This window comes from Aeromonas sp. s9, assembly GCF_040907765.1.
Classification (GTDB): domain Bacteria; phylum Pseudomonadota; class Gammaproteobacteria; order Enterobacterales; family Aeromonadaceae; genus Aeromonas; species Aeromonas caviae.
The window spans coordinates 78,482-98,432 of record NZ_JBFOCK010000026.1 but is presented as its reverse complement, the minus strand read 5'-3'; the positions used below and the strand labels follow the sequence as shown (position 1 = coordinate 98,432).

The 19,951-nt window shown below is 58.5% G+C and carries 19 protein-coding genes; 10 read left to right on the top strand and 9 right to left on the bottom strand.

Annotated elements, in window-relative coordinates:
• Positions 1–194 precede the first annotated feature (194 nt).
• Complete coding sequence (locus AB5Y54_RS05085) at positions 195–638, bottom strand: antitoxin Xre/MbcA/ParS toxin-binding domain-containing protein (protein ID WP_082182281.1); 444 nt, start codon at positions 636–638, stop codon at positions 195–197.
• Positions 639–1,579: 941 nt separating this feature from the next.
• Complete coding sequence (gene tet(E) / locus AB5Y54_RS05080) at positions 1,580–2,797, bottom strand: tetracycline efflux MFS transporter Tet(E) (protein ID WP_011899270.1); 1,218 nt, start codon at positions 2,795–2,797, stop codon at positions 1,580–1,582.
• 80 nt (positions 2,798–2,877) lie between these two features.
• Between tet(E) and AB5Y54_RS05075 the strand changes: the two genes are divergently transcribed.
• Positions 2,878–3,510 carry a tetracycline resistance transcriptional repressor TetR(E) gene (locus AB5Y54_RS05075; protein ID WP_011899269.1) on the top strand — a complete coding sequence of 211 codons (633 nt, stop codon included), beginning with the start codon at positions 2,878–2,880 and terminating at the stop codon, positions 3,508–3,510.
• 516 nt (positions 3,511–4,026) lie between these two features.
• On the opposite strand, the gene AB5Y54_RS05070 is transcribed toward AB5Y54_RS05075, so the two are convergent.
• Entirely contained in the window at positions 4,027–4,512 is a 486-nt protein-coding gene (locus tag AB5Y54_RS05070) for a VOC family protein (protein WP_368153318.1), read from the bottom strand.
• 228 nt (positions 4,513–4,740) lie between these two features.
• Between AB5Y54_RS05070 and AB5Y54_RS05065 the strand changes: the two genes are divergently transcribed.
• The gene (locus tag AB5Y54_RS05065) at positions 4,741–5,490 is read left to right on the top strand and encodes a class I SAM-dependent methyltransferase (protein ID WP_368153315.1); all 750 of its coding nucleotides are present in this window, start codon (positions 4,741–4,743) and stop codon (positions 5,488–5,490) included.
• Positions 5,491–5,614: 124 nt separating this feature from the next.
• Here AB5Y54_RS05065 and AB5Y54_RS05060 read toward each other — a convergent pair whose 3' ends face one another.
• Positions 5,615–5,860, bottom strand: coding sequence for a hypothetical protein (locus tag AB5Y54_RS05060; RefSeq protein ID WP_041215012.1), 246 nt, complete (start codon positions 5,858–5,860; stop codon positions 5,615–5,617).
• A gap of 116 nt (positions 5,861–5,976) precedes the next feature.
• Between AB5Y54_RS05060 and AB5Y54_RS05055 the strand changes: the two genes are divergently transcribed.
• Positions 5,977–7,296 carry an MFS transporter gene (locus AB5Y54_RS05055; RefSeq protein WP_286701133.1) on the top strand — a complete coding sequence of 440 codons (1,320 nt, stop codon included), beginning with the start codon at positions 5,977–5,979 and terminating at the stop codon, positions 7,294–7,296.
• 75 nt (positions 7,297–7,371) lie between these two features.
• Here the strand turns inward: AB5Y54_RS05055 and ahpF are convergent, their stop codons facing one another.
• From ahpF to AB5Y54_RS05040, 3 genes are all read right to left on the bottom strand, one after another.
• Positions 7,372–8,958 carry an alkyl hydroperoxide reductase subunit F gene (gene ahpF, locus AB5Y54_RS05050; protein ID WP_368153313.1) on the bottom strand — a complete coding sequence of 529 codons (1,587 nt, stop codon included), beginning with the start codon at positions 8,956–8,958 and terminating at the stop codon, positions 7,372–7,374.
• Positions 8,959–9,100: 142 nt separating this feature from the next.
• Positions 9,101–9,667, bottom strand: a complete 567-nt coding sequence (gene ahpC / locus AB5Y54_RS05045; protein ID WP_010675074.1) for an alkyl hydroperoxide reductase subunit C — start codon at positions 9,665–9,667, stop codon at positions 9,101–9,103.
• 629 nt (positions 9,668–10,296) lie between these two features.
• Entirely contained in the window at positions 10,297–10,743 is a 447-nt protein-coding gene (locus tag AB5Y54_RS05040; protein WP_010675073.1) for a CBS domain-containing protein, read from the bottom strand.
• Between the two features lie 211 nt (positions 10,744–10,954).
• On the opposite strand from AB5Y54_RS05040, the gene queA reads away from it, so the two are divergent.
• The 7 genes from queA (at position 10,955) to nlpI (ending at position 17,984) form a co-directional block, all read left to right on the top strand.
• On the top strand, positions 10,955–12,022 hold the full coding sequence (gene queA, locus AB5Y54_RS05035) for a tRNA preQ1(34) S-adenosylmethionine ribosyltransferase-isomerase QueA (RefSeq protein ID WP_010675072.1): 1,068 nt from the start codon (positions 10,955–10,957) through the stop codon (positions 12,020–12,022).
• Between the two features lie 118 nt (positions 12,023–12,140).
• On the top strand, positions 12,141–13,277 hold the full coding sequence (tgt, locus tag AB5Y54_RS05030; protein ID WP_010675071.1) for a tRNA guanosine(34) transglycosylase Tgt: 1,137 nt from the start codon (positions 12,141–12,143) through the stop codon (positions 13,275–13,277).
• Between the two features lie 50 nt (positions 13,278–13,327).
• Positions 13,328–13,663 carry a preprotein translocase subunit YajC gene (gene yajC / locus AB5Y54_RS05025; protein ID WP_010675070.1) on the top strand — a complete coding sequence of 112 codons (336 nt, stop codon included), beginning with the start codon at positions 13,328–13,330 and terminating at the stop codon, positions 13,661–13,663.
• 18 nt (positions 13,664–13,681) lie between these two features.
• Positions 13,682–15,535 carry a protein translocase subunit SecD gene (gene secD, locus AB5Y54_RS05020; RefSeq protein WP_103260284.1) on the top strand — a complete coding sequence of 618 codons (1,854 nt, stop codon included), beginning with the start codon at positions 13,682–13,684 and terminating at the stop codon, positions 15,533–15,535.
• A gap of 9 nt (positions 15,536–15,544) precedes the next feature.
• The gene (gene secF, locus AB5Y54_RS05015; protein WP_039038736.1) at positions 15,545–16,492 is read left to right on the top strand and encodes a protein translocase subunit SecF; all 948 of its coding nucleotides are present in this window, start codon (positions 15,545–15,547) and stop codon (positions 16,490–16,492) included.
• Positions 16,493–16,592: 100 nt separating this feature from the next.
• A complete protein-coding gene (locus tag AB5Y54_RS05010; RefSeq protein ID WP_039038735.1) occupies positions 16,593–16,961 on the top strand; it encodes a rhodanese-like domain-containing protein in 369 nt (122 codons plus the stop codon).
• Between the two features lie 90 nt (positions 16,962–17,051).
• Complete coding sequence (nlpI, locus tag AB5Y54_RS05005) at positions 17,052–17,984, top strand: lipoprotein NlpI (protein ID WP_280520777.1); 933 nt, start codon at positions 17,052–17,054, stop codon at positions 17,982–17,984.
• A gap of 75 nt (positions 17,985–18,059) precedes the next feature.
• Here nlpI and AB5Y54_RS05000 read toward each other — a convergent pair whose 3' ends face one another.
• Positions 18,060–18,932, bottom strand: a complete 873-nt coding sequence (locus AB5Y54_RS05000) for a U32 family peptidase (RefSeq protein ID WP_201985266.1) — start codon at positions 18,930–18,932, stop codon at positions 18,060–18,062.
• A gap of 12 nt (positions 18,933–18,944) precedes the next feature.
• On the bottom strand, positions 18,945–19,940 hold the full coding sequence (locus tag AB5Y54_RS04995) for a peptidase U32 family protein (protein ID WP_201985268.1): 996 nt from the start codon (positions 19,938–19,940) through the stop codon (positions 18,945–18,947).
• Positions 19,941–19,951 lie beyond the last annotated feature (11 nt).

Below are 19,951 nucleotides of genomic sequence, written 5' to 3'. Positions count from 1 at the left end.
TGTGTTGATCGGCTCATCAAGTGAGTCGATTGGTCGAGGTCATCGGCTCATCAAGTGAGTCGGTTGGTCGAGGTGATCGGCTCATCAAGTGAACCGATTGGTCGAGGTTATCGGCTCATCAAATGAGCCGATTGGTCGGGGTGATCGGCTCACCAAATGAGCCTATTGTTTGTTCTTTATGGTATGACCCTTAATCAGCAGGGGATGCCATGCCTAATCCGGCCGACAAGATCGATAACTGCCTGCGCTCCCATAGGCGTAGTAATCACATCGGCCGGTTTTTCACCACCCAATCCCCACGCAGAGCGGGTGAGCCAGCTCATCGTTTTAGCAGTATCTCCCCGGTGTAGGGATATGGCTGCGTCCACTGCTAAGGCAACCCAGTAGACGCGATCTCCCTGAGCTGTCGATAAGCGATTGCCCCGTTTGATTTGGCGATTCAGTGTGTCTCGGCTAATGCCAATCATCTGGCAAATTGTTCGGGTATTAGACCCCAATAGCGAGCTCAGTTTGACGACGATCTCAGGAGATACACCAGACACTATGTGCTGATGGGCGGCTAGCCAGTTACGTGGTAGACCGAGCGACTCCAGAACAGATAGATTGCTGGTTGTGGGAGATTGCTCTACATGAGTCATTATGAGTCTGCGCCTCCGTCTGGGGGTTGTTGATGGCAGCCCAATGCGAATCATCACTCAGGAGTTCATTGGGTCATCATCTAGTTTGGGGCATTTCGCAAGCCGTTGGCTACAAAATTGACATCATGATGTAATTATATATAAATCAATACTTTAAGTTGGCCAACCCCGATTGGCTCAGTTATCGTTCAACACAAGTGTGCACCAATCAGTTGATGGTATCCATATGACAACCATTGTGCGCTCAATCTGTTCCCTTTCTGGCGACTATTGCTGCGAATAGAATCAGTCTATGCGCGGCCCTACAACCTATAAACATTCAATCCTCCAGAGCTGCCATGGCCCCAGGGGTAGAGAGGCCGCACAGGCGTGTGCCAACCTATGAGAGGTGTCATCTGATGACGAAAGTTTTCGTCTAGTTTCCGCTTTGCCGCCTGGCATCTCGCCCGAGCAGGACTATCGTCTGCCGGTGGCGAGTGGGTCATTGCGCTAAACCGATCAAAATGCCCGCTTGGCGGCCTTTCTTGTGGCAAACCAGAGCGGCCACCTCGCTGAGTCAAACTCACCAGCGATTTGTCTTAAACTTTCATCCCGATCAGGCCCTACCGAGCTTCGACAGAGGGTGTAAAAGTGGCGCTACATTACTATTTGGCTGCGAAGCGACCATTTTGCTAAGCGAACTCTGCCATTCAACATAATGGGCATTATGCGCTGACAGATTGGCATGGTGGCTTGCAATTGTGGAGGACAGTTCTTTATTCTGTTTACCATACTTTCAGTATGGCGACAGTCGTTATGGAGTAGCGTTAATACTACTCAAATAATATGGCTTGCATTGTAGGTTCTCGTAGTAGTCCAATGTGTTACATTCACAATTTCTGATGCTGTGCAACGGTCGGTTTCACGTCTAGGAATTGGGGGCATTCAGTTACCATTACCATTTAAAGAAATGGCTGTGAATTGCTCTGATTTTTCGGGTGGACTGCCCTGCCGGGATAGAAAAACCTCAGTATAGTCAGTGCAACTACATACAATCCGCATCCAACTATCCACACCCAACCATTCCAAGATTCGTGGGTTGCACTATACAAAAATGCAAAAATAAGTGGACCGATTACACCCGTGAGGTGTGTCAAACTGGTCAGCAACCCTTGCAATTGTCCCTGTGCTACCTGACCGACACGAACAGATATAATTCCCTGCAAAGCGGGAAGAGTTATGCCACCACAAGCGAGTAACAGCACAACTGGCCAAACCATCCAGCTTTGCGTAATGACTGCCAATAAAAGTAGGCCACAGCCATCAGCCAAGATGCCAACCACGATAGCTCTCTGTTCTCCCAAATGTTTAGCGATAAAACCAGCAGCAAGTCCTTGAAACAGAGCGTGTGTAAGCCCAAACACAGCCAATGAAACACCGACCATTACGCCATCCCATGCGAAGCGCTCTTCTCCGAATAAAACCCATAATGTTGCAGGGATTTGGCCAATCAATTGAATGATGAAAAAGACAACTAGCAATCCCGATAATGGGGAGATCATCTCGCGTATGGAGGATGTGGTTTCATTGATTGTTTCATTCTTTATCTCGTCACTAACCTGATTAGCATTATGGGTCTCATGTAAAATGAATAGGGAGACCAGAAATGCCAGCCCGTTAATGGCAGCAGCGAACATAAACGGTGCCTGTACCGAAAGTTGACCTGCAAAACCACCAATGACTGGTCCAGCAATCATACCGCCACCAAAACAGGCACCCATCATACCAAACCAATGTGTCCTGGATTCCTCAGGTGTGACATCGGCAATTGTTGAGGCTGCAACAGCTCCAGTCGCACCGGTAATACCAGCAATTAAGCGTCCCAGATACAACACCCACACTACGCTGGCTGTTGCCATTAATGCGTAGTCCAGTGTTGCACCTAAAAGTGAAAGTAATAATACAGGGCGACGACCTATGCGATCTGACCAGCGGCCGAGAAGAGGGGCAAAAATCACTTGCATCATTGCATACAGCGCCAATAAAACACCGTAGTTCTCCGCAACATTAGCCTTTCCAACAAACTCCCGTAATAACGCCGGTAAGACAGGCATAATTATGCCAATCCCTATGGCATCTAAAAAAATGATGACCAGTGCCATCATCACAGTGCGGTTCATAGTTAACGCTCTCTATCGGTGATAGGGTTTGAAAAGTAACTCTATCAGTGATAGATTGTCAACAGCGAAAGGAGATAGTGATGGCACGACTAAGCTTGGACGACGTAATTTCAATGGCGCTCACCCTGCTGGACAGAGAAGGGCTAGAGGGCCTGACTACGCGTAAGCTGGCGCAGTCCCTCAAAATTGAGCAACCGACTCTGTATTGGCACGTGCGCAACAAGCAGACCCTTATGAACATGCTTTCAGAGGCAATACTGGCGAAGCATCACACCCGTTCAGTACCGTTACCGACTGAGAGTTGGCAGCAGTTTCTCCAGGAAAATGCTCTGAGTTTCCGTAAAGCATTATTGGTCCATCGTGATGGAGCCCGATTGCACATAGGGACCTCTCCTACGCCCCCCCAGTTTGAACAAGCAGAGGCGCAACTACGCTGTCTATGCGATGCAGGGTTTTCGGTCGAGGAGGCTCTTTTCATTCTGCAATCTATCAGCCATTTTACGCTGGGTGCAGTATTGGAAGAGCAAGCCACAAACCCGACAGAATACAATACAGTGATGGACGCTGTGCCACCATTATTACAGGAGGCATTTAATGTTCAGACGAGAACCACTGCTGAAACGGCCTTCCATTTCGGGCTGAAATCATTAATAGTTGGATTCTCTGCACAATTAGATGAAAAATATATGTCCATCCAGGGTAATAATAAATGATGCTGTCTATGGGGCAGTGCTAACGGTAGTAATTTTAAATCTATCGCCAGTGATTTTTATTTTTCACGCGACAAGTATTCTTGAAAATGTGTATGTGCATAGCCTTTGATAAATTAGGGAGATCCGAACAAAAGGGGGATTTCTTTGCGGGTCTGGCGGTGTTTGCCATTGAACTCGTAGTCAGCGAAGGTCAGTTGATGGCTCACGTTGGTTCTCATCCATGGTACTAAGAAAATCTGATGATCTCGTGTCAAGGATTTGTTCGCACCCTCCCCATCACGTCAAATAGAGCCTGTTTTCCAACTTAAATGTCCTGTTTGCTCACGGAGCAGATGTAGTATTACTTTTGAGTTTCCAACTTAAATGTCACATTTGGTATCGTTAACTCATTGAATACTTTGATCTGCCAGTTTCCAACTTAAATGGTTGTGATCACGCCGTGAAGAGCTGACAGCCAATATGCACAAGGCCACCCCCAGGGGTGGCCTTGTTGTGTGTGGCGCCCGTGCGAACGGGCTACTCGCCCCGGCGCGCCGCCTCGATGGTGGCAATATCAATCTTGCCCATCTGCAGCATGGCCTCGAAGGCGCGTCTCGCTGCCTCGGGGTCGGGATCGCTTATCGCCTCGGTGAGGACCTGAGGGGTGATCTGCCAGGAGATGCCCCACTTGTCCTGACACCAGCCGCACTCGCTCGCCCGGCCGCCATGGTCGATGATGGCGTGCCAGTAGCGATCCGTCTCGGCCTGGTCCTGGGTAGCCACCTGAAACGAGAACGCCCAGTTGTGGCGGACCCCGGGCCCGCCGTTGAGGCCGAGGCAGGGGATCCCCATCACCCTGAACTCGACCGTCAGCACGTCCCCTTTCTTGCCGGCGGGATAGTCGGCCGGGGCCCGGTGTACGGCACCGACGGCGGAGTCGGGGAAGAGGCTGGCGTAAAACCGTGCCGCCTCCTCGGCATCCCCGTCATACCAGAGGCAAATCCTGTTCTTGACTGGTCTCATTGTGTCGCAGCTCCATCCTGGTGTTTGTCCTTCGACGCCCGTGAGCGGGCGCCCCGATGGGTATCCTGCCGCCCGCAGCGCCTGCGGCTTCGCTGGGTGACAAGCCAGCCTGTACGCCGTTTGCCACCCGCTTGGGGCTTGCATGATGGGGTCAAGTGTAGTGGCATGGGGATCCTGGTCACCAGGCCGGGAGCCGGCATGAAGGCCGCAGCAAGAGAGGAGTCTGCCATGGACAGTACCCAGCGATTCTCGACCCGGGTCGAGGCCTATGTGAAATATCGACCCGGTTATCCCGCCGCCATGCTGGATTTTCTGGTAAGGGAGCTGGCCATGGGGCCCGAGTCCCAGGTGGCCGACATCGGCGCGGGCACCGGCATCCTGACCGCCCCGCTGGCCCCCCGGGTCGCGCGGGTCTGGGCGGTGGAGCCCAACGACGATATGCGGGCAGCCGCCAAACGGCTGCTCGCCCAGGTGGGGAACATCGGCTGGCTGCACGGCAGTGCGGAAGCCACGGGCCTGCCCACGGGGGCGATGGATCTGGTGACGGTCGCCCAGGCGTTTCACTGGTTCGATCGCGCGGCTTTTCGGCAGGAGTGCCAGCGGCTGCTCAAGCCCGGTGGCCAGGTCGCCCTCATCTGGAATGACAGGCTGACGAACACCCCGTTTCTCAAGGCCTATGAAGAGGGGCTGCACGCCTACTCGGGGGATTACGAGGAGGTCAATCATCGCAACCTCGGCGAGGCGGATTTTCGCGCCTTCTTCACCGGGGAGTACCGGCTCGATCGCTTCGAGAACAGCCAGCTGTTCGATCTTGACGGGGTGCTTGGACGGCTCAACTCCTCCTCCTATGCGCCTGTGGCGGGCACGCCGGCCCACGATCAGATGACGGCGCTCGTTCGCCGCGAGTTTGCTCGCCATGCCGTTGACGGCAAGATAGCCTTCAACTATTGCACCCTGGTCTACAGTGGCCGGGTGTAGCACCGTTCAGCGCTGACATCCGCAGTGAAAAGGCCCCCGCCAGTGATGGCGAGGGCCTTGTTTCATTTTGGCGGTCTGTATCCCGGCGATGCGAAAGAGACCGTCGCGCGGCGAAGGGGCGGTATCAGCCCTGATCGATGCCGAGAATGGCCATGGCCTTGGCCAGGGTATCGACCGATTCCTGATGCTTGCCCGCGTTGTGCAGGGTCTCTCCGTCCGCCCTCAACTGCTTCACCTCGGCCAGTTGCTCGGCACTGAGGGCGGGGCCTGCGGCCAGGGCGTCGTCTATCTTCTTCATGTCCATGGGGCAGTGGAAGGCGAGGGCGCTGCCGCAAAAGAGCAGGGCTGCCAACAACAGCATGAGTCTCATCTTTCGGATCTCCATATGGGGTTCCCGTCAAGCATAGCCCCGCAGGGGGAGGGCATTCGGGTTGAAGGGGGCGGGAGGCAGGGGCTACCATGACTCTTTTGTTGCGAGGAGGCTCCATGGCACTGACAAGGTTGCTGTCCCCCCTGACCAGTCTGGTGATCTTCATTCTGGGTCACGGTCTGTTCAATACCCTGCTGACGGTGCGTCTCTCCGCCGAGCAGGTGTCCGCCCAGGCCATCGGTCTGGTGTCGGCTGCCTATTTCGGCGGCCTGGTGCTGGGGACCTTCATCAATGCCCGCCTCATCATCCGGGTGGGTCATATCCGGGCCTATGCGGCTTATGCCTCCCTGCTCTGTTTTCTGTTTCTGCTGCACGGCATGGTGGTGGAGCCCGTCACCTGGGCGGCGCTGCGGCTGATCGGGGGGTTTGCCACCGGCGGCCTGTTCGTGGTGCTGGAGTCCTGGATGCTGGTCTCAAGCACCCCGGCGAACCGGGGGCGGTTGATGTCCCTCTACATGATCCTGCTGTACGGCTCACTCGCCCTGGGCCAGCTGCTGCTCAAGCAGGTGGACCCCATGGTGCTGACGCCGTTCGCCCTGTGCGCCATGGCGGCGACTCTCTCCGTGGTGCCTCTGGCTCTCTCCCGGGTGGCGACGCCGGCCATGGTGGCACCCCAGCCGGTGGGCGTGCTGGAGCTGGTGCGCCTCACCCCGGCGGGAATGGGCAGCAGCTTTACCTCCGGCCTCATCCTCGGGGCCATCTATGGGCTGTTGCCGCTCTATTTCACCGACAGCGGCGCCTCCCTCTCCCAGGTGGCGGACATGATGGCGCTGGTGATCCTGGGGGGGATGTGTCTGCAATATCCCATCGGACGAGCATCTGATCGTTACGACAGACGGTTGGTGATCCTGCTGCTCTGCGCCCTGCTGACCCTGATCGCGTTGTTGATGGTGCTGCTGCCGGAGCCCTGGCGCGAGCCAGTCGAGGGGACTCTTGTCTTCCTGCTGGGGGGCATGGCGTTCTCCATCTATCCCTTGAGCCTCAGCCATGCCTGCGATGAACTGCGCCCGGATCAGGTGCTGGGGGCAAACCAGGGGCTGCTGCTTGCCTACAGCCTGGGGGCCATGACGGGTCCGCTGCTGGCCCCCTTTACCATGGCGACGTTCGGACCACAGGGGCTGTTCGTCTACTTTGCCCTGTGCGGTCTGCTGCTGTCGGCCTATCTCGGCTGGCGCAGGCGTAAGCGAGCCCCCATTCCGCTGACGGAGCACCAGGTCTTCATGCCGGTGCCCCCCAACACCCCCATGACGGCGGAGCTGGAGCCAAGAACGGATCTGGAAGGGGAGGCTGTGCCGGCGAGCTATGCCGCGCCTGATGCAGAAGAGAGAGCGGTGAGTGAAGAGGGGCAGGAGAGGGACGCGCCGCAAGGGCGCTGAAGGCTGGCGACCCAACGACAGGGATAAAAAAACCGACTCCAGGGAGTCGGTTTTTTGTTGGCTTGAAGGAGGTTATCAGGCAGTCACGGCGTCGGCCTGGGTGGCCTGGGCCTCAGGCGCCGGGTTGCGAATGAGGTAATCAAACGCACCCAGGGCGGCGGTGGCACCTGCCCCCATGGAGATGATGATCTGCTTGAACGGTACCGTGGTGGCATCCCCTGCGGCATAGACGCCGGGCAGGGAGGTGGCACCCTTGGTGTCGATCTCGATTTCGCCAAAGCGGGTCAGGGCCACTTCGCTCCCCTTGAGGAACTCGGTGTTCGGCACCAGACCGATCTGGACGAAGATGCCGGCCACAGCCAGATGCTTGATCTCGCCGATAGTGCGATCTTCGTAGTCCATGCCCACCACCTTGCTGCCGTCGCCGATCACTTCGGTGGTGCGGGCGCTCATGATGATGTCGATATTGCCCATGGAGCGGGCCTTCTTCTGCAGCACGTCGTCGGCACGCAGGGTATCGGCGAACTCCACCACGGTGACGTGCTCGACGATGCCGGCCAGATCGATGGCCGCCTCGATGCCGGAGTTGCCGCCACCGATCACCGCCACGCGCTTGCCCTTGAAGAAGGGGCCGTCACAGTGGGGGCAGTAGGCCACACCCTTGGTACGGTACTCGAGTTCACCCGGCACGTTCAGGTCGCGCCAGCGGGCACCGGTCGCCAGGATCACGGCGCGGCTCTTCAAGGTGGCACCGGAGGCGAGGTCCACGTTGACGTAACCATCCTTGCTGATGGCGGCGGCACGCTGCTCGGTGATCACTTCCACGCCGTACTGCTTGACGTGCTGCTCCAGGCTGGCGGCCAGCTTGGGGCCCTCGGTGTAGGGCACGGAGATGAAGTTCTCGATGCCGACGGTGTCCATCACCTGGCCACCGAAACGTTCAGCGACAATGGCAGTGCGAATGCCTTTGCGGGCGGCATAGATGGCCGCGGCGGCGCCGGCCGGGCCACCGCCCACCACCAGCACGTCATAAGGCGCTTTTTCGCTCAGCTCTTGCGCCTTGCGCTCGGCAGCGCCGGTGTCGAGTTTGGCGACGATCTCTTCCAGCGAAATACGGCCCTGGCTGAACGGCTGACCGTTCAGGTAGACGTTCGGGACCGCCATGATTTGACGCTCGTTCACCTCATCCTGGAACAGGGCACCGTCGATCATGGTGTGGGTGATGCCGGGATTCAGGGTGGACATCAGGTTCAGGGCCTGTACCACGTCCGGACAGTTGTGGCAGGAGAGTGAAATATAGGTCTCAAAGTGGAACTCGCCCTTGAGGTTCTTCACCTGCTCCAGCACGGCCGGATCGGCCTTGGAGGGGTGACCGCCGCTTTGCAGCAGGGCGAGCACCAGGGAGGTGAATTCATGACCCATGGGAATGCCGGCAAAGTGCACGCGCGGGGCCTGGCCCAGGGGCGCGATGCTCATGGAAGGCTTGCGGGCATTGGTGCCATCGGTCAGGGAAATTTTGGGGGACATCTCGGCGATCTCGCTGGCCAATGCCAGGAGTTCGGCGGATTTGTCGCTGTCATTGCCGGACACGCTGATCTCGATGGGATTGACGATGTACTGCAAGTAACCGTTGAGTTGTTGTTTGAGGTTGGTATCTAACATGGTCGAATTCCTTCTTGCTGAATGCGGGTCGGCACGATGACCGGATACAGAAAACAGAGGTCCACACAGCAGACCGGCGCATTTTCTGAGGGCCGTAAACAAGACCGGCCCTTGAACGGGCCGGTCTTCAGAGCGGGGCGGCTTAGATTTTGCCTACCAGATCCAGGGACGGGGCCAGGGTGGCGTCGCCTTCTTTCCACTTGGCCGGGCACACTTCACCCGGGTGGGAAGCAACGTACTGGGCAGCCTTGACCTTGCGCAGCAGTTCCAGTGCGTCACGGCCGATGCCGCCAGCGTTGATTTCAACGATCTGGATGACGCCTTGCGGGTCGATGACGAAGGTACCGCGGTCAGCCAGGCCAGCTTCTTCGATCATCACGCCGAAGTTGCGAGTGATGGTGCCGGTGGGGTCGCCGATCATCGGGTACTGGATCTTCTGGATGGTGTCAGAAGTGTCGTGCCAGGCCTTGTGGGTGAAGTGGGTGTCGGTGGAGACGGCGTAGATCTCGACGCCCAGCTTCTGGAATTCGGCGTAATTGTCGGCCAGGTCGCCCAGCTCGGTCGGGCAGACGAAGGTGAAATCAGCCGGGTAGAAGAACACCACGGACCACTTGCCTTTCAGGTCAGCGTCAGACACCTGAACGAATTTGCCATTGTGGTAGGCGGTGGCGTTGAACGGCTTGATTTCAGTGTTGATGTAGGTAGACATGTATTTGCTCCTTGGTGATGTACATATGCCTGTCTGGTGTTGAAGAGTCGTGCCAGACGAGGCGCTTAACTTTCGATGGAGTCATCATAGTGACTTTTTCTAATCGGTCAAAGCCACAATTTTGAATCACATAAATCTATTTATTAGATAGACCATCACAACTGTACCTAACATGAATATCTCAGGCCTTCGGAGATAACTCATTGTCGAAGTTCAATTTCTGTCCTGCATGTCACATTTTCAAGGGCTGGGCCGGATTTGTTTTCATTGCGTGAGCAGAGAAGGGGGCAGACGAGGCGGCGCAGTAGAAAAAAGAGGGATAAAAAAATCCCGGCGCCGTCGCACAGACAGGGCCGGGTCATCAAACAAGGAATGGCGATAAATATGCTTTACAGCAAAGACTAACTACGGGGTGTGCAAACTTGCAGACATATGAAGAGAAGATGGCGGGTGCACAATCCTCATCTCCTCTTCGGCAACCATTGCATGGTGGGCATCATAGTGTGATGAATGTCACAACGCAAGTTTTGTGGTGTAATTTTACAGTCAAATTGAAAGTGTTTCACTTAAATAGCCGTTAAATTAGGCTGAAAACGCTTTTATTGTAATTTTATTACAGAGTTTTAAGATCAAAAGTCGGTTGGGGGCTCCTGCTCCTCCATCAGCTCCAGCAGATTGATGGCCACGGCGATGAAGTCCGACTCGGTGACGATGCCAACCAGCTTGCGCCCCTTGAGTACCGGCAGACAGCCATATTTGTGGCGCTGCAGATACAGGGCCGCCTCCTTGATGCCGGCGTGGGGATCCACGCTCGCCACCTGACGGGTCATGATCTCGTCGAGCTGGACGCTGTCGGTGAACTCTGCCTCCCGCTCCGGATTGATCAGCAGCAGTTTGGACTCGCGGGTGGCCAGGATGTCCGAGAGGGTGACCAGACCGAGCAGATGCTGGTGTTCATCGACGATGGGAACGTGACGGATCCGCTCCTGCTGCATCAGCTCCATCGCCTGCTTGACGCTGTTTTCCGGACCCAGGGTAAAGGGGTGTTCAGTCATGATCTCGGAGAGGGTCATCATGGTGGGCCTCCTTGTGTGTCTGCTTCCACCCTAGCCCAGCCCCCGTCGCCAGAACATGATCGGGGTCAATACAAAACCTTAAAGGTTTTTTAACGGGCCCAACCTCACAAAATGGCCCGCTATCCCTTGTCTTCCTTGGGTTTTTAGTCTTTTGGGTTGCCTTGGAAGAGGGGGATAACTAGACTAGCCGCCGATTCCCCCGAGGTGAAAGATGCAAGTATCCGATTTTCATTTTGATCTGCCAGACGAGCTGATTGCCCGCTACCCCATGGCGGAGCGTACCGCCAGCCGCCTGCTGCAGCTCGATGGTCAAACCGGCGCCCTGCGCCACGGTCATTTTGTCGATGTGCTTGACCAGCTCAACCCCGGCGATCTGCTGGTGTTCAACAATACCCGGGTCATTCCGGCCCGCATGTTTGGCCAGAAGGCCAGCGGCGGCAAGCTGGAGGTGCTGGTGGAGCGCATTCTGGACGAGCACAGCGTGCTGGCGCACGTCCGCTCGTCCAAGTCCCCCAAGCCAGGTACCCGTCTCCTTCTGGATGGCGGTGCCGACGGCGTGCCCGTCGAGGCCGAGATGCGTGCCCGCCACGACGCTCTGTTCGAGATCCACTTCCTGGACCCGCGCCCTGTGCTGACCATTCTGGATGCCATCGGCCATATGCCGCTGCCCCCTTACATCGACCGTCCCGACGAGGATGCCGACAAAGAGCGCTACCAGACCGTCTACAACCAGAAGCCGGGTGCCGTGGCGGCGCCGACCGCCGGTCTGCACTTCGACGAGCCGCTGCTCGAGCAGATCCGTGCCAAGGGCGTGGAGATGGCCTTCGTGACCCTGCACGTGGGGGCGGGCACCTTCCAGCCGGTGCGCGTCGACAAGATTGAAGATCACCACATGCACTCGGAATACGCCGAAGTGCCCCAGGAGGTGGTGGATGCCATCGCGGCGACTCGCGCCCGCGGCGGTCGGGTGGTTGCGGTGGGGACCACGTCGGTACGATCCCTCGAGAGCGCAGCCAAGGCGACCCTGGCCCAGGGCAAGCCGCTGGCGCCCTTCTTCAATGACACCGACATCTTCATCTTCCCCGGTTACGAGTTCCAGGTGGTCGATGCCATGATCACCAACTTCCACCTGCCCGAATCCACCCTGATCATGCTGGTCAGCGCCTTTGCCGGCTATGACAACGTGATGGCCGCCTATCAGGCCGCCGTGGCGGGACAGTACCGTTTCTTCAGCTACGGGGACGCCATGTTCGTCACCCGTCGCCGGGTGCAGGGTTAAGCCTTGCCCTTCAGAAGTCGTTCAGGCTCTGCTTGTCAGTATGCCGACCGGCTTCATATTACCGGGCCCCTCGGGCCCTTTGTTGTCAGACTGTTTCTCTGACTGAATAGAGGTAGCAATGAAATTTGAATTGAAAACCACCGATGGGCGTGCCCGTCGCGGTCAACTGGTGTTCGAGCGTGGCGTGGTCCAGACCCCGGCCTTCATGCCGGTCGGCACCTACGGCACCGTCAAGGGGATGACACCGGAAGAGGTACGTGAGACCGGTGCCCAGATCCTGCTTGGCAACACCTTCCACCTCTGGCTGCGCCCGGGTCAGGAAGTGATGCGCGCCCACGGCGATCTGCACGACTTCATGAACTGGCAGGGGCCGATCCTGACCGACTCCGGTGGTTTCCAGGTGTTCAGTCTGGGGCACATCCGCAAGATCACCGAGGAGGGGGTGCACTTCCGTCATCCCATCAACGGCGAGAAGATCTTCCTCGACCCCGAGAAGTCCATGGAGATCCAGTACGATCTGGGTTCCGACATCGTGATGATCTTCGACGAGTGCACCCCGTACCCGGCCACTTACGAGGAAGCGCGCAAGTCCATGGAGATGTCCCTGCGCTGGGCCAAGCGCTCCCGTGACAAGTTCGATGCGCTGGGCAACAAGAACGCCCTGTTCGGCATCATCCAGGGTTCTGTCTACGAACCGCTGCGGGATGTGTCGCTGGACGGTCTCCTTGAGATCGGCTTCGACGGTTACGCGGTCGGCGGTCTCGCCGTGGGTGAGCCCAAAGAGGACATGCATCGCATCCTTGACCATGTCTGCCCGAAAATTCCGGCCGACAAGCCGCGCTACCTGATGGGGGTGGGCAAGCCGGAGGATCTGGTGGAAGGGGTGCGCCGCGGTATCGACATGTTCGACTGCGTGATGCCGACCCGCAACGCCCGCAACGGTCATCTCTTTACCACCGATGGGGTGGTCAAGATCCGCAACGCCAAGTACCGGGAAGACACCAGCACCCTGGATGCGGACTGCGATTGCTACACCTGCAAGAACTACACCCGCAGCTATCTGTACCATCTGGACAAGTGCAACGAGATCCTCGGTGCCCGTCTGAATACCATCCACAACCTGCGTTATTACCAGCGCGTGATGCAGGGTTTGCGGGACGCGATCGAGCAGGGTAAATTAGACGACTTTGTAACTGAGTTTTACCGTCGGCAAGGGAAGCCTGTGCCTCCACTGGCTGAAAATGACGTGAAATAACAACGACATATAAGTTAGTATTCAAATCTACATCAATAAGAGGTTGTTAAATGAGCATTATCTCCAAGGCGTATGCAGAAGGCGCGGCTCCGGCAGCACAGGGTGGTGGCATGGAAATGATCATCATGCTGGCCGTGTTCGGTCTCATCTTCTACTTCATGATCTACCGTCCCCAGGCCAAGCGTGCCAAGGAGCATCGCAATCTGATGAGCTCCCTCTCCAAGGGCGACGAAGTGCTCACTTCCGGTGGCCTGGTCGGCAAGATCGCCAAGGTTTCCGCCGACAGCGACTACATTGTGCTGGCCCTGAACGATCAGACCCAGGTCACCATCAAGCGTGACTTCGTCTCTGCCGTTCTGCCCAAGGGTTCTATCCAGTCCCTCTAATCTCCCGAGGAGCACAGCGTGTTAAATCGCTATCCGCTGTGGAAATACCTGATGGTGATCGTCGTGATCGCCATCGGTTTTCTATATGCAGCCCCCAATCTTTACGGCGAAGACCCGGCCTTGCAGGTCTCTGCCAGCCGTGGTGCCGAAGTCAAACTAGAAACCCTCGACCAGGTGAAGGAAACCCTCGACGAGGCGAAGATCCCGGTCAAGCATGCGGCGTTCGAGCACGGCTTCATCCTGATCCGTTTCAACAACACCGAAGACCAGCTCAAGGCGCGCGACATCGTGGCCAACAAGCTGGGCGACAATTTCATCACCGCCCTCAACCTGGCACCGTCGACCCCCGCCTGGCTTGAGGCCATCGGCGCGGCGCCCCTGAAGCTCGGTCTTGACCTGCGGGGCGGTGTGCACTTCCTGATGGAAGTGGACATGGCCGAAGCGCTGGCCAAGCAGCAGGAACAGATGGTGCAGGATTTCCGCGCCGAGCTGCGTACCCAGAAGATCCGCTACTCCGGTGTACGCCGGGTCGGGGATCAGGTGCAGGTGGTCTTCCGTGACGAGGCCGATCAGGCCAAGGCACTCTCCTTCCTGCGTCGCCAGAATGCGGATCTTGTCTTCACCACCGACCAGAAAGGGGATGACTTCATCCTGCTGGCCACTCTGAGCGAAGCCAAGATCAAAGAGGTGAAGAAGTATGCCCTCGAGCAGAACATCACCATCATCCGCAACCGGGTGAACGAACTGGGTGTGGCCGAGCCGCTGGTCCAGCAGCAGGGCGGTGAGCGTATCATCGTCGAGTTGCCGGGGATCCAGGACACCGCCCGTGCCAAGGAGATCCTGGGTGCCACCGCGACCCTGGAGTTCCACATGGTCGATGAGGCTGCCGATATCCAGGCCGCTGCCGCAGGCCGCGTGCCGCCGAGCTCCAAGGTCTACAACGATCGCAACGGTCGTCCCGTGGTACTGCAAAAGCGCGTGATCCTGACCGGTGACCACATCGTGGGTGCCCAGTCCGGTTTCGATGAATACAGCCGTCCCCAGGTCAACATCAAGCTCGATGGTCAGGGTGGCAACAAGATGGCCAACTTTACCAAGGACAACGTTGGCAAGGGCATGGCGACCGTCTTCATCGAGTACAAGCCGGTGGGTCAGCCTGGTCCGGACGGCAAGCGCAAGTTCCGCAAGCAGGAGGAGGTGATCAACGTCGCCACCATCCAGTCTCGCCTGGGTAGCCAGTTCCGCATCACCGGGATCGACAACGCCAACGAAGCCCACAACCTGGCGCTGCTGCTGCGTGCCGGTGCCCTGATTGCCCCCATTCAGATCGTCGAAGAGCGCACCATAGGCCCGAGCCTGGGTCAGCAGAACATCGACAGCGGGATGGAAGCCATCGGCTGGGCCATGCTGGTGATCGTGCTCTTCATGGGGATCTACTACCGTGCCTTCGGCTGGGTGGCCAATCTGGCGCTGACCATGAACCTGGTGCTCATCGTCGGTATCATGTCGATGATCCCGGGGGCCACCATGACCCTGCCGGGCATCGCCGGTATCGTGTTGACGCTGGGGATGGCGGTGGATGCGAACGTGCTGATCTACGAGCGTATTCGTGAAGAGATCCGCAATGGTCGCGGGGTGCAGCAAGCCATTCACCTGGGCTTTGATCGCGCCTTCTCCACCATCGCCGACTCCAACGTCACCTCGCTCATCACCTGCGTGATCCTGTTCGGTATCGGTACCGGTGCCATCAAGGGCTTCGCCCTGACCCTCGGGATCGGCCTGACGGCGTCCATGTTCACTGCCATCACGGTATCCCGCGCCATCATCAACCTGGCCTGGGGTGGACGGCGCATCGACAAGCTGCCGATCTAAGGAAGAGACATGTTTCAAATTCTACATTTTGAAAAGCCCATCCCCTTCATGCGTTTCGCCAAGCTGGGTATGGTCCTCTCTGCTCTGGTGACGGTGCTCGCCCTCTACGTTCTGTACGATCGTGGCCTGAACTGGGGGCTGGACTTCACCGGCGGTACCACCATCGAGGTGGGGTTCCAGCAGTCGGTGAGCCTGGACAAGATGCACGAGGCGCTGGATCAGCAGAAGATTGACGGGGCGACCCTGCAGTTCTTCGGCTCCAGCCGTGATGTGCTGGTGCGCATGGCCCCGCAAGAGGGCGTCAAGGTCGAGCAGCAGGGCAACGAGGTCCTGGCGGCCGCCAAGCTGGTCGACGAGAGCGCCGTGCTCAAGCGTGTCGAGTTCGTCGGTCCCTCCGTGGGTGACGAGCTGGCCACCGACGGTGCCCTGGCCATGCTGGCCTCCATCCTCTGTATCCTGATCTACGTGGCGGTGCGCTTCGAGTGGCGTCTGGCCACGGGGGGCATCCTCTCCCTGGCTCACGACGTGATCATCACCCTCGGCATCTTTGCCTACTTCCAGTACGAGTTCGACCTGACCGTGCTGGCGGCGCTGATGACGCTGGTGGGGTACTCCCTGAACGACACCATCGTCGTGTTCGACCGGGTGCGGGAGAATTTCCGCAAGGTACGCCGTGGGGACACCGCGGAGATCATGGATCTCTCCATGACCGAGACCCTGAGCCGGACCATCATCACCTCGGGGTTGACCTTCGTGGTGGTGGTGGCGCTGCTGCTCAAAGGCGGGCCTCTGATCCACGGTTTCTCCATCGCCATGGTGATCGGGGTGGCCTTCGGGACCTACTCCTCCATCTATGTGGCGAGCGCCTCAGCCATGTTCCTCGGGATCAAGCGGGAGCACATGCTGCCGACCCAGGTGGAAAAAGAGGGCGCGGATCAGCAAGAGATCCTGCCGTAACAGACAAGGGCGCCGCAAGGCGCCCTTTCTCTTGTGGCCGGGGTGAGTCATGATGCTCCCCACAACCCAGCATCCATTACCCAAAGCAAGGAGCAAGCCCATGCAACACAATCCCCGTTTTCTGGCCCTGGTAGAGGCCATCCGCCCGCAGGTGCAGGAAACCGATGTGCATCAGATCAAGCGCTGGCAGGATGAGGGCCGAGCATTTCATCTGATCGACGTGCGCGAAGAGAGCGAGTGGGCCAGGGGCCATCTGCCGGGGGCCACCTATCTCGGGCGCGGGGTGATAGAGCGTGACATCGAGACCCGGTATCCGGATCCCGACACCGAACTCTACCTCTATTGTGGTGGGGGATTTCGCTCCATCCTGGTGGCGGATAACCTGCAGAAGATGGGTTATTCCCGGGTCGTCAGCGTCGATGGAGGCTTTCGCGGCTGGAGCGATGCCGGATACCCTGTCGAATCCTGATTTATTTGAGGGAGAGGGGCTGCGCCACATGACAAACGGCCCCGTGATCTTTACCATATGCGGGGTCAAGCGTAAGCGTCGGAGTGTTCATTGAACGTCAGGATAGGGATTGGATACCTCACGGGTATCCTGTTGTTGCTCCCCTTGTGGGGTTGCAGCAGTAGCAGTCAGGTAAAAGCGCCTCAAGTTCCCAAGCCGCAACCCGCTTCACTGGTATTGGCGACCCCCTTGCAGGTCTCCTACCAGAGCGAGTTGGCGTTGGCGCGACTCGGGCAGATGCTCAGTGAAATGGAATTGACGACCGAACAGCGGGCAGAACTCTTCTATGAGCGTGCCGTGGTGTTTGACCGGGTGGGCTTGCGTTCCCTGGCGCGACTCGACTTCAACCGCGCCCTGCGGGAGAAGCCGGATTTTGCCGAGGCCTACAACTTCATCGGTGTCTATCTGGTTCAACAGCAGAACTACGACGAGGCCTATGAGGCGTTCGACTCCGCCCTGGAGCTCGCCCCGGATTACGACTACGCCTATCTCAACCGGGGAATCGCTCTCTATTACGGCAATCGCCCCGAGCTTGCCGCGGCGGATATGAAGCGCTTCTACGAGGCGCAACCAGAAGACCCTTATCGGGTGATCTGGCTCTATCTGGCCGAGCAGAAGCTCAACGGACCGGCGGCCATGAGCCGGATGCGCGAGCGGCTCAACAAGTATGACGACGACGCCTGGAACTGGGATCTGGTGCGCCTCTATACGGGCGACATCAATGCCACCCAGTTGATGAGCAACGTGGTGAAAGGGGTCAAGGACAACAGGGAGCTCGCCGAGCGCCTGTGCGAGACCTACTTCTACCTCGGCAAGTTCGAGCTGGCCAAGGGTAACCGCAAGGAAGCCATCAGCTACTTCAAGCTGGCGCTGGCCAACAACGTCTATGACTTCATCGAGCATCGCTATGCCTTGCTGGAGCTGGAACTGATGGCGCGCAAGCCCCAGCCACCTGGAGCCCAGGGCAAGAGCGGCAAAGCGTGACTAAACGGGTTTGATCCCCATGAAAAAGGCCTCTTGACGAGGCCTTTTTGCTGTCTGGTGACACGGGGTGTGCCGCTACTCCACCAGGCTCATGCCGGGGATCTGGCGCCAGTAACCGTTGCAGTCCCGCTCCTGCAGCAAGGGCAGGGGGGCCATCCCCTGTTCGTTGGCCTTGAAGCGCTCCAGCATCGTCAGGGTCTCCATGCCTTCGGGCGAGAGGCGCACCACATCCACCAGGCCCTCCATCCCCTTGAGCTCGTTGCCCAGGTTGTAGCAGTAACCGGACTGGGTCTGGATGCCGTTGAGGTTGAACACCTTCTGCCCCTCGCGACTGCTGGCAAGTCGCCCGGTGGGGTAGTCGATGCAGGCCAGTTCGCAGTTGTCCTTGGGCCGGTCGAGGGATCGGGCGGTGAAGCAGCGTGCCGAGTAGGCGAGCGGCAGATGACCATAGGCGAACACCTCCACCTCGAACTGCTGGCGCTCCCTGCCCAGATCCTGATTGAGCTGCATCAGCCAGTCGCGGGAGAGCTCCACCGGCATCACCCAGCGCTGCATCCCCTGTTTAAGCAGCATGCGCAGCACGTCGGCGTTGTAGGCGTTGATGGCGGGGCCGCAGACGAACGGCAGCCCGGCTGCACTGGCGAGCTGGACCGCCCCCAGATCGTTGGCCTCGATCATCAGCTCGCCGTTGTCGATCAGTCGCTTGACCTCCTTGAGCTCGGAGGGGGCAGAGATCAGCGCCAGCGTGGAGAGCACCGCCTGCCTGCCCGAGGCGGTCACCTGACGGGCGAGGGCAATCCAGTCATCCACTTTCAGTTCACGGCGTTTGCTGCACACCGTCTCGCCCAGATAGATGATGTCGGCCTGGCTGGCGGCGGCCGCCTGATAGAAGGCCTGGGTATCGGCCTTGGGCCAGTAGAAGAGCAGGGGGCCGAGAGAGAATTTCATGAACAGGGCTCCTTATTGCCACTGGCGATGATAGGCACCGAGGGTGGTCTGGCTCCCCTCGGAGACACGGGCGAGCTGGGCATCCCACTCAGCCTTGACCTGATAGGCCTCGGGGTTGGCCTGATAGGCGTCAATGGCGGCGCGCCAGACCCGGGTCACCTGCTCCACATAGGCGGGGCTGCGCTGGCGCCCCTCGATCTTGACTGACTGGATGCCGGTCTGGAACAGCTCGGGCAGGAGGCCGAGGGTGTTGAGGCTGGTGGGCTCCTCCAGCGCGTGATAGGTCTGGCCATCCACCTCGAAGCGCCCCTTGCACAGGGTCGGGTAGCCGGCGTTTTCCCCCGGGCCGTAACGATCGATCAGCACCTCGTTGAGGCGGGATTCGAGGCCGCTCGGGGTCTCTTCCCAGCGTACGAACTTGGCCGGTGAGCAGGCGCCGACGGTGTTGGGGCTCTCGCCGGTCATGTAGGAGGAGAGGTAGCAGCGCCCTTCCGCCATGATGCAGAGGCTGCCGAAGGCGAACACCTCGAGGCCGACGTCGGTCTCGCGGGCCAGCTGCCTGACCTGATGCATGGAGAGCACCCTCGGCAGCACCACCCGGCCGACGTTGAAGTGCTGCTGGTAGAAGCGGATGGCGGCGGCGTTGGTGGCGCTGGCCTGGACCGAGACATGCAGCTCCATGTCGGGATGGCGGCGGCTGGCATAATCGAGCACGGCGAGATCGGCGATGATCAGGGCATCGGCACCGAGCGCCACCCCTTTGTCCACGGCCTGCTTCCAACGGGCATCGGAGCCCGGGTGGGCAAAGGTATTGATGGCGATGTGCAGCTTGCGGCCATGCTGGTGGACATAGTCAACCGCTCTTTCCAGCTTGCTGTCGGTGAAGTTGAGCCCGGCGAAGTGGCGGGCATTGGTGTCATCCCTGAAGCCGATGTAGACCGCATCGGCCCCGTTATCCACGGCTGTCTTCAGTGCCGGCAGGCTGCCTGCCGGGCAGAGTAATTCCATCGGGTACGCTC

Excerpts from the sequence above, each read along its gene's own strand:
- AB5Y54_RS05085 (WP_082182281.1), bottom strand. The coding sequence starts at position 638 with ATGACTCATGTAGAGCAATCTCCCACAACCAGCAATCTATCTGTTCTG.
- AB5Y54_RS05075 (WP_011899269.1), top strand. The coding sequence starts at position 2,878 with ATGGCACGACTAAGCTTGGACGACGTAATTTCAATGGCGCTCACCCTG.
- AB5Y54_RS05070 (WP_368153318.1), bottom strand. The coding sequence starts at position 4,512 with ATGAGACCAGTCAAGAACAGGATTTGCCTCTGGTATGACGGGGATGCC.
- AB5Y54_RS05065 (WP_368153315.1), top strand. The coding sequence starts at position 4,741 with ATGGACAGTACCCAGCGATTCTCGACCCGGGTCGAGGCCTATGTGAAA.
- AB5Y54_RS05060 (WP_041215012.1), bottom strand. The coding sequence starts at position 5,860 with ATGAGACTCATGCTGTTGTTGGCAGCCCTGCTCTTTTGCGGCAGCGCC.
- AB5Y54_RS05055 (WP_286701133.1), top strand. The coding sequence starts at position 5,977 with ATGGCACTGACAAGGTTGCTGTCCCCCCTGACCAGTCTGGTGATCTTC.
- ahpF (WP_368153313.1), bottom strand. The coding sequence starts at position 8,958 with ATGTTAGATACCAACCTCAAACAACAACTCAACGGTTACTTGCAGTAC.
- ahpC (WP_010675074.1), bottom strand. The coding sequence starts at position 9,667 with ATGTCTACCTACATCAACACTGAAATCAAGCCGTTCAACGCCACCGCC.
- AB5Y54_RS05040 (WP_010675073.1), bottom strand. The coding sequence starts at position 10,743 with ATGATGACCCTCTCCGAGATCATGACTGAACACCCCTTTACCCTGGGT.
- queA (WP_010675072.1), top strand. The coding sequence starts at position 10,955 with ATGCAAGTATCCGATTTTCATTTTGATCTGCCAGACGAGCTGATTGCC.
- tgt (WP_010675071.1), top strand. The coding sequence starts at position 12,141 with ATGAAATTTGAATTGAAAACCACCGATGGGCGTGCCCGTCGCGGTCAA.
- yajC (WP_010675070.1), top strand. The coding sequence starts at position 13,328 with ATGAGCATTATCTCCAAGGCGTATGCAGAAGGCGCGGCTCCGGCAGCA.
- secF (WP_039038736.1), top strand. The coding sequence starts at position 15,545 with ATGTTTCAAATTCTACATTTTGAAAAGCCCATCCCCTTCATGCGTTTC.
- AB5Y54_RS05010 (WP_039038735.1), top strand. The coding sequence starts at position 16,593 with ATGCAACACAATCCCCGTTTTCTGGCCCTGGTAGAGGCCATCCGCCCG.
- AB5Y54_RS05000 (WP_201985266.1), bottom strand. The coding sequence starts at position 18,932 with ATGAAATTCTCTCTCGGCCCCCTGCTCTTCTACTGGCCCAAGGCCGAT.
- AB5Y54_RS04995 (WP_201985268.1), bottom strand. The coding sequence starts at position 19,940 with ATGGAATTACTCTGCCCGGCAGGCAGCCTGCCGGCACTGAAGACAGCC.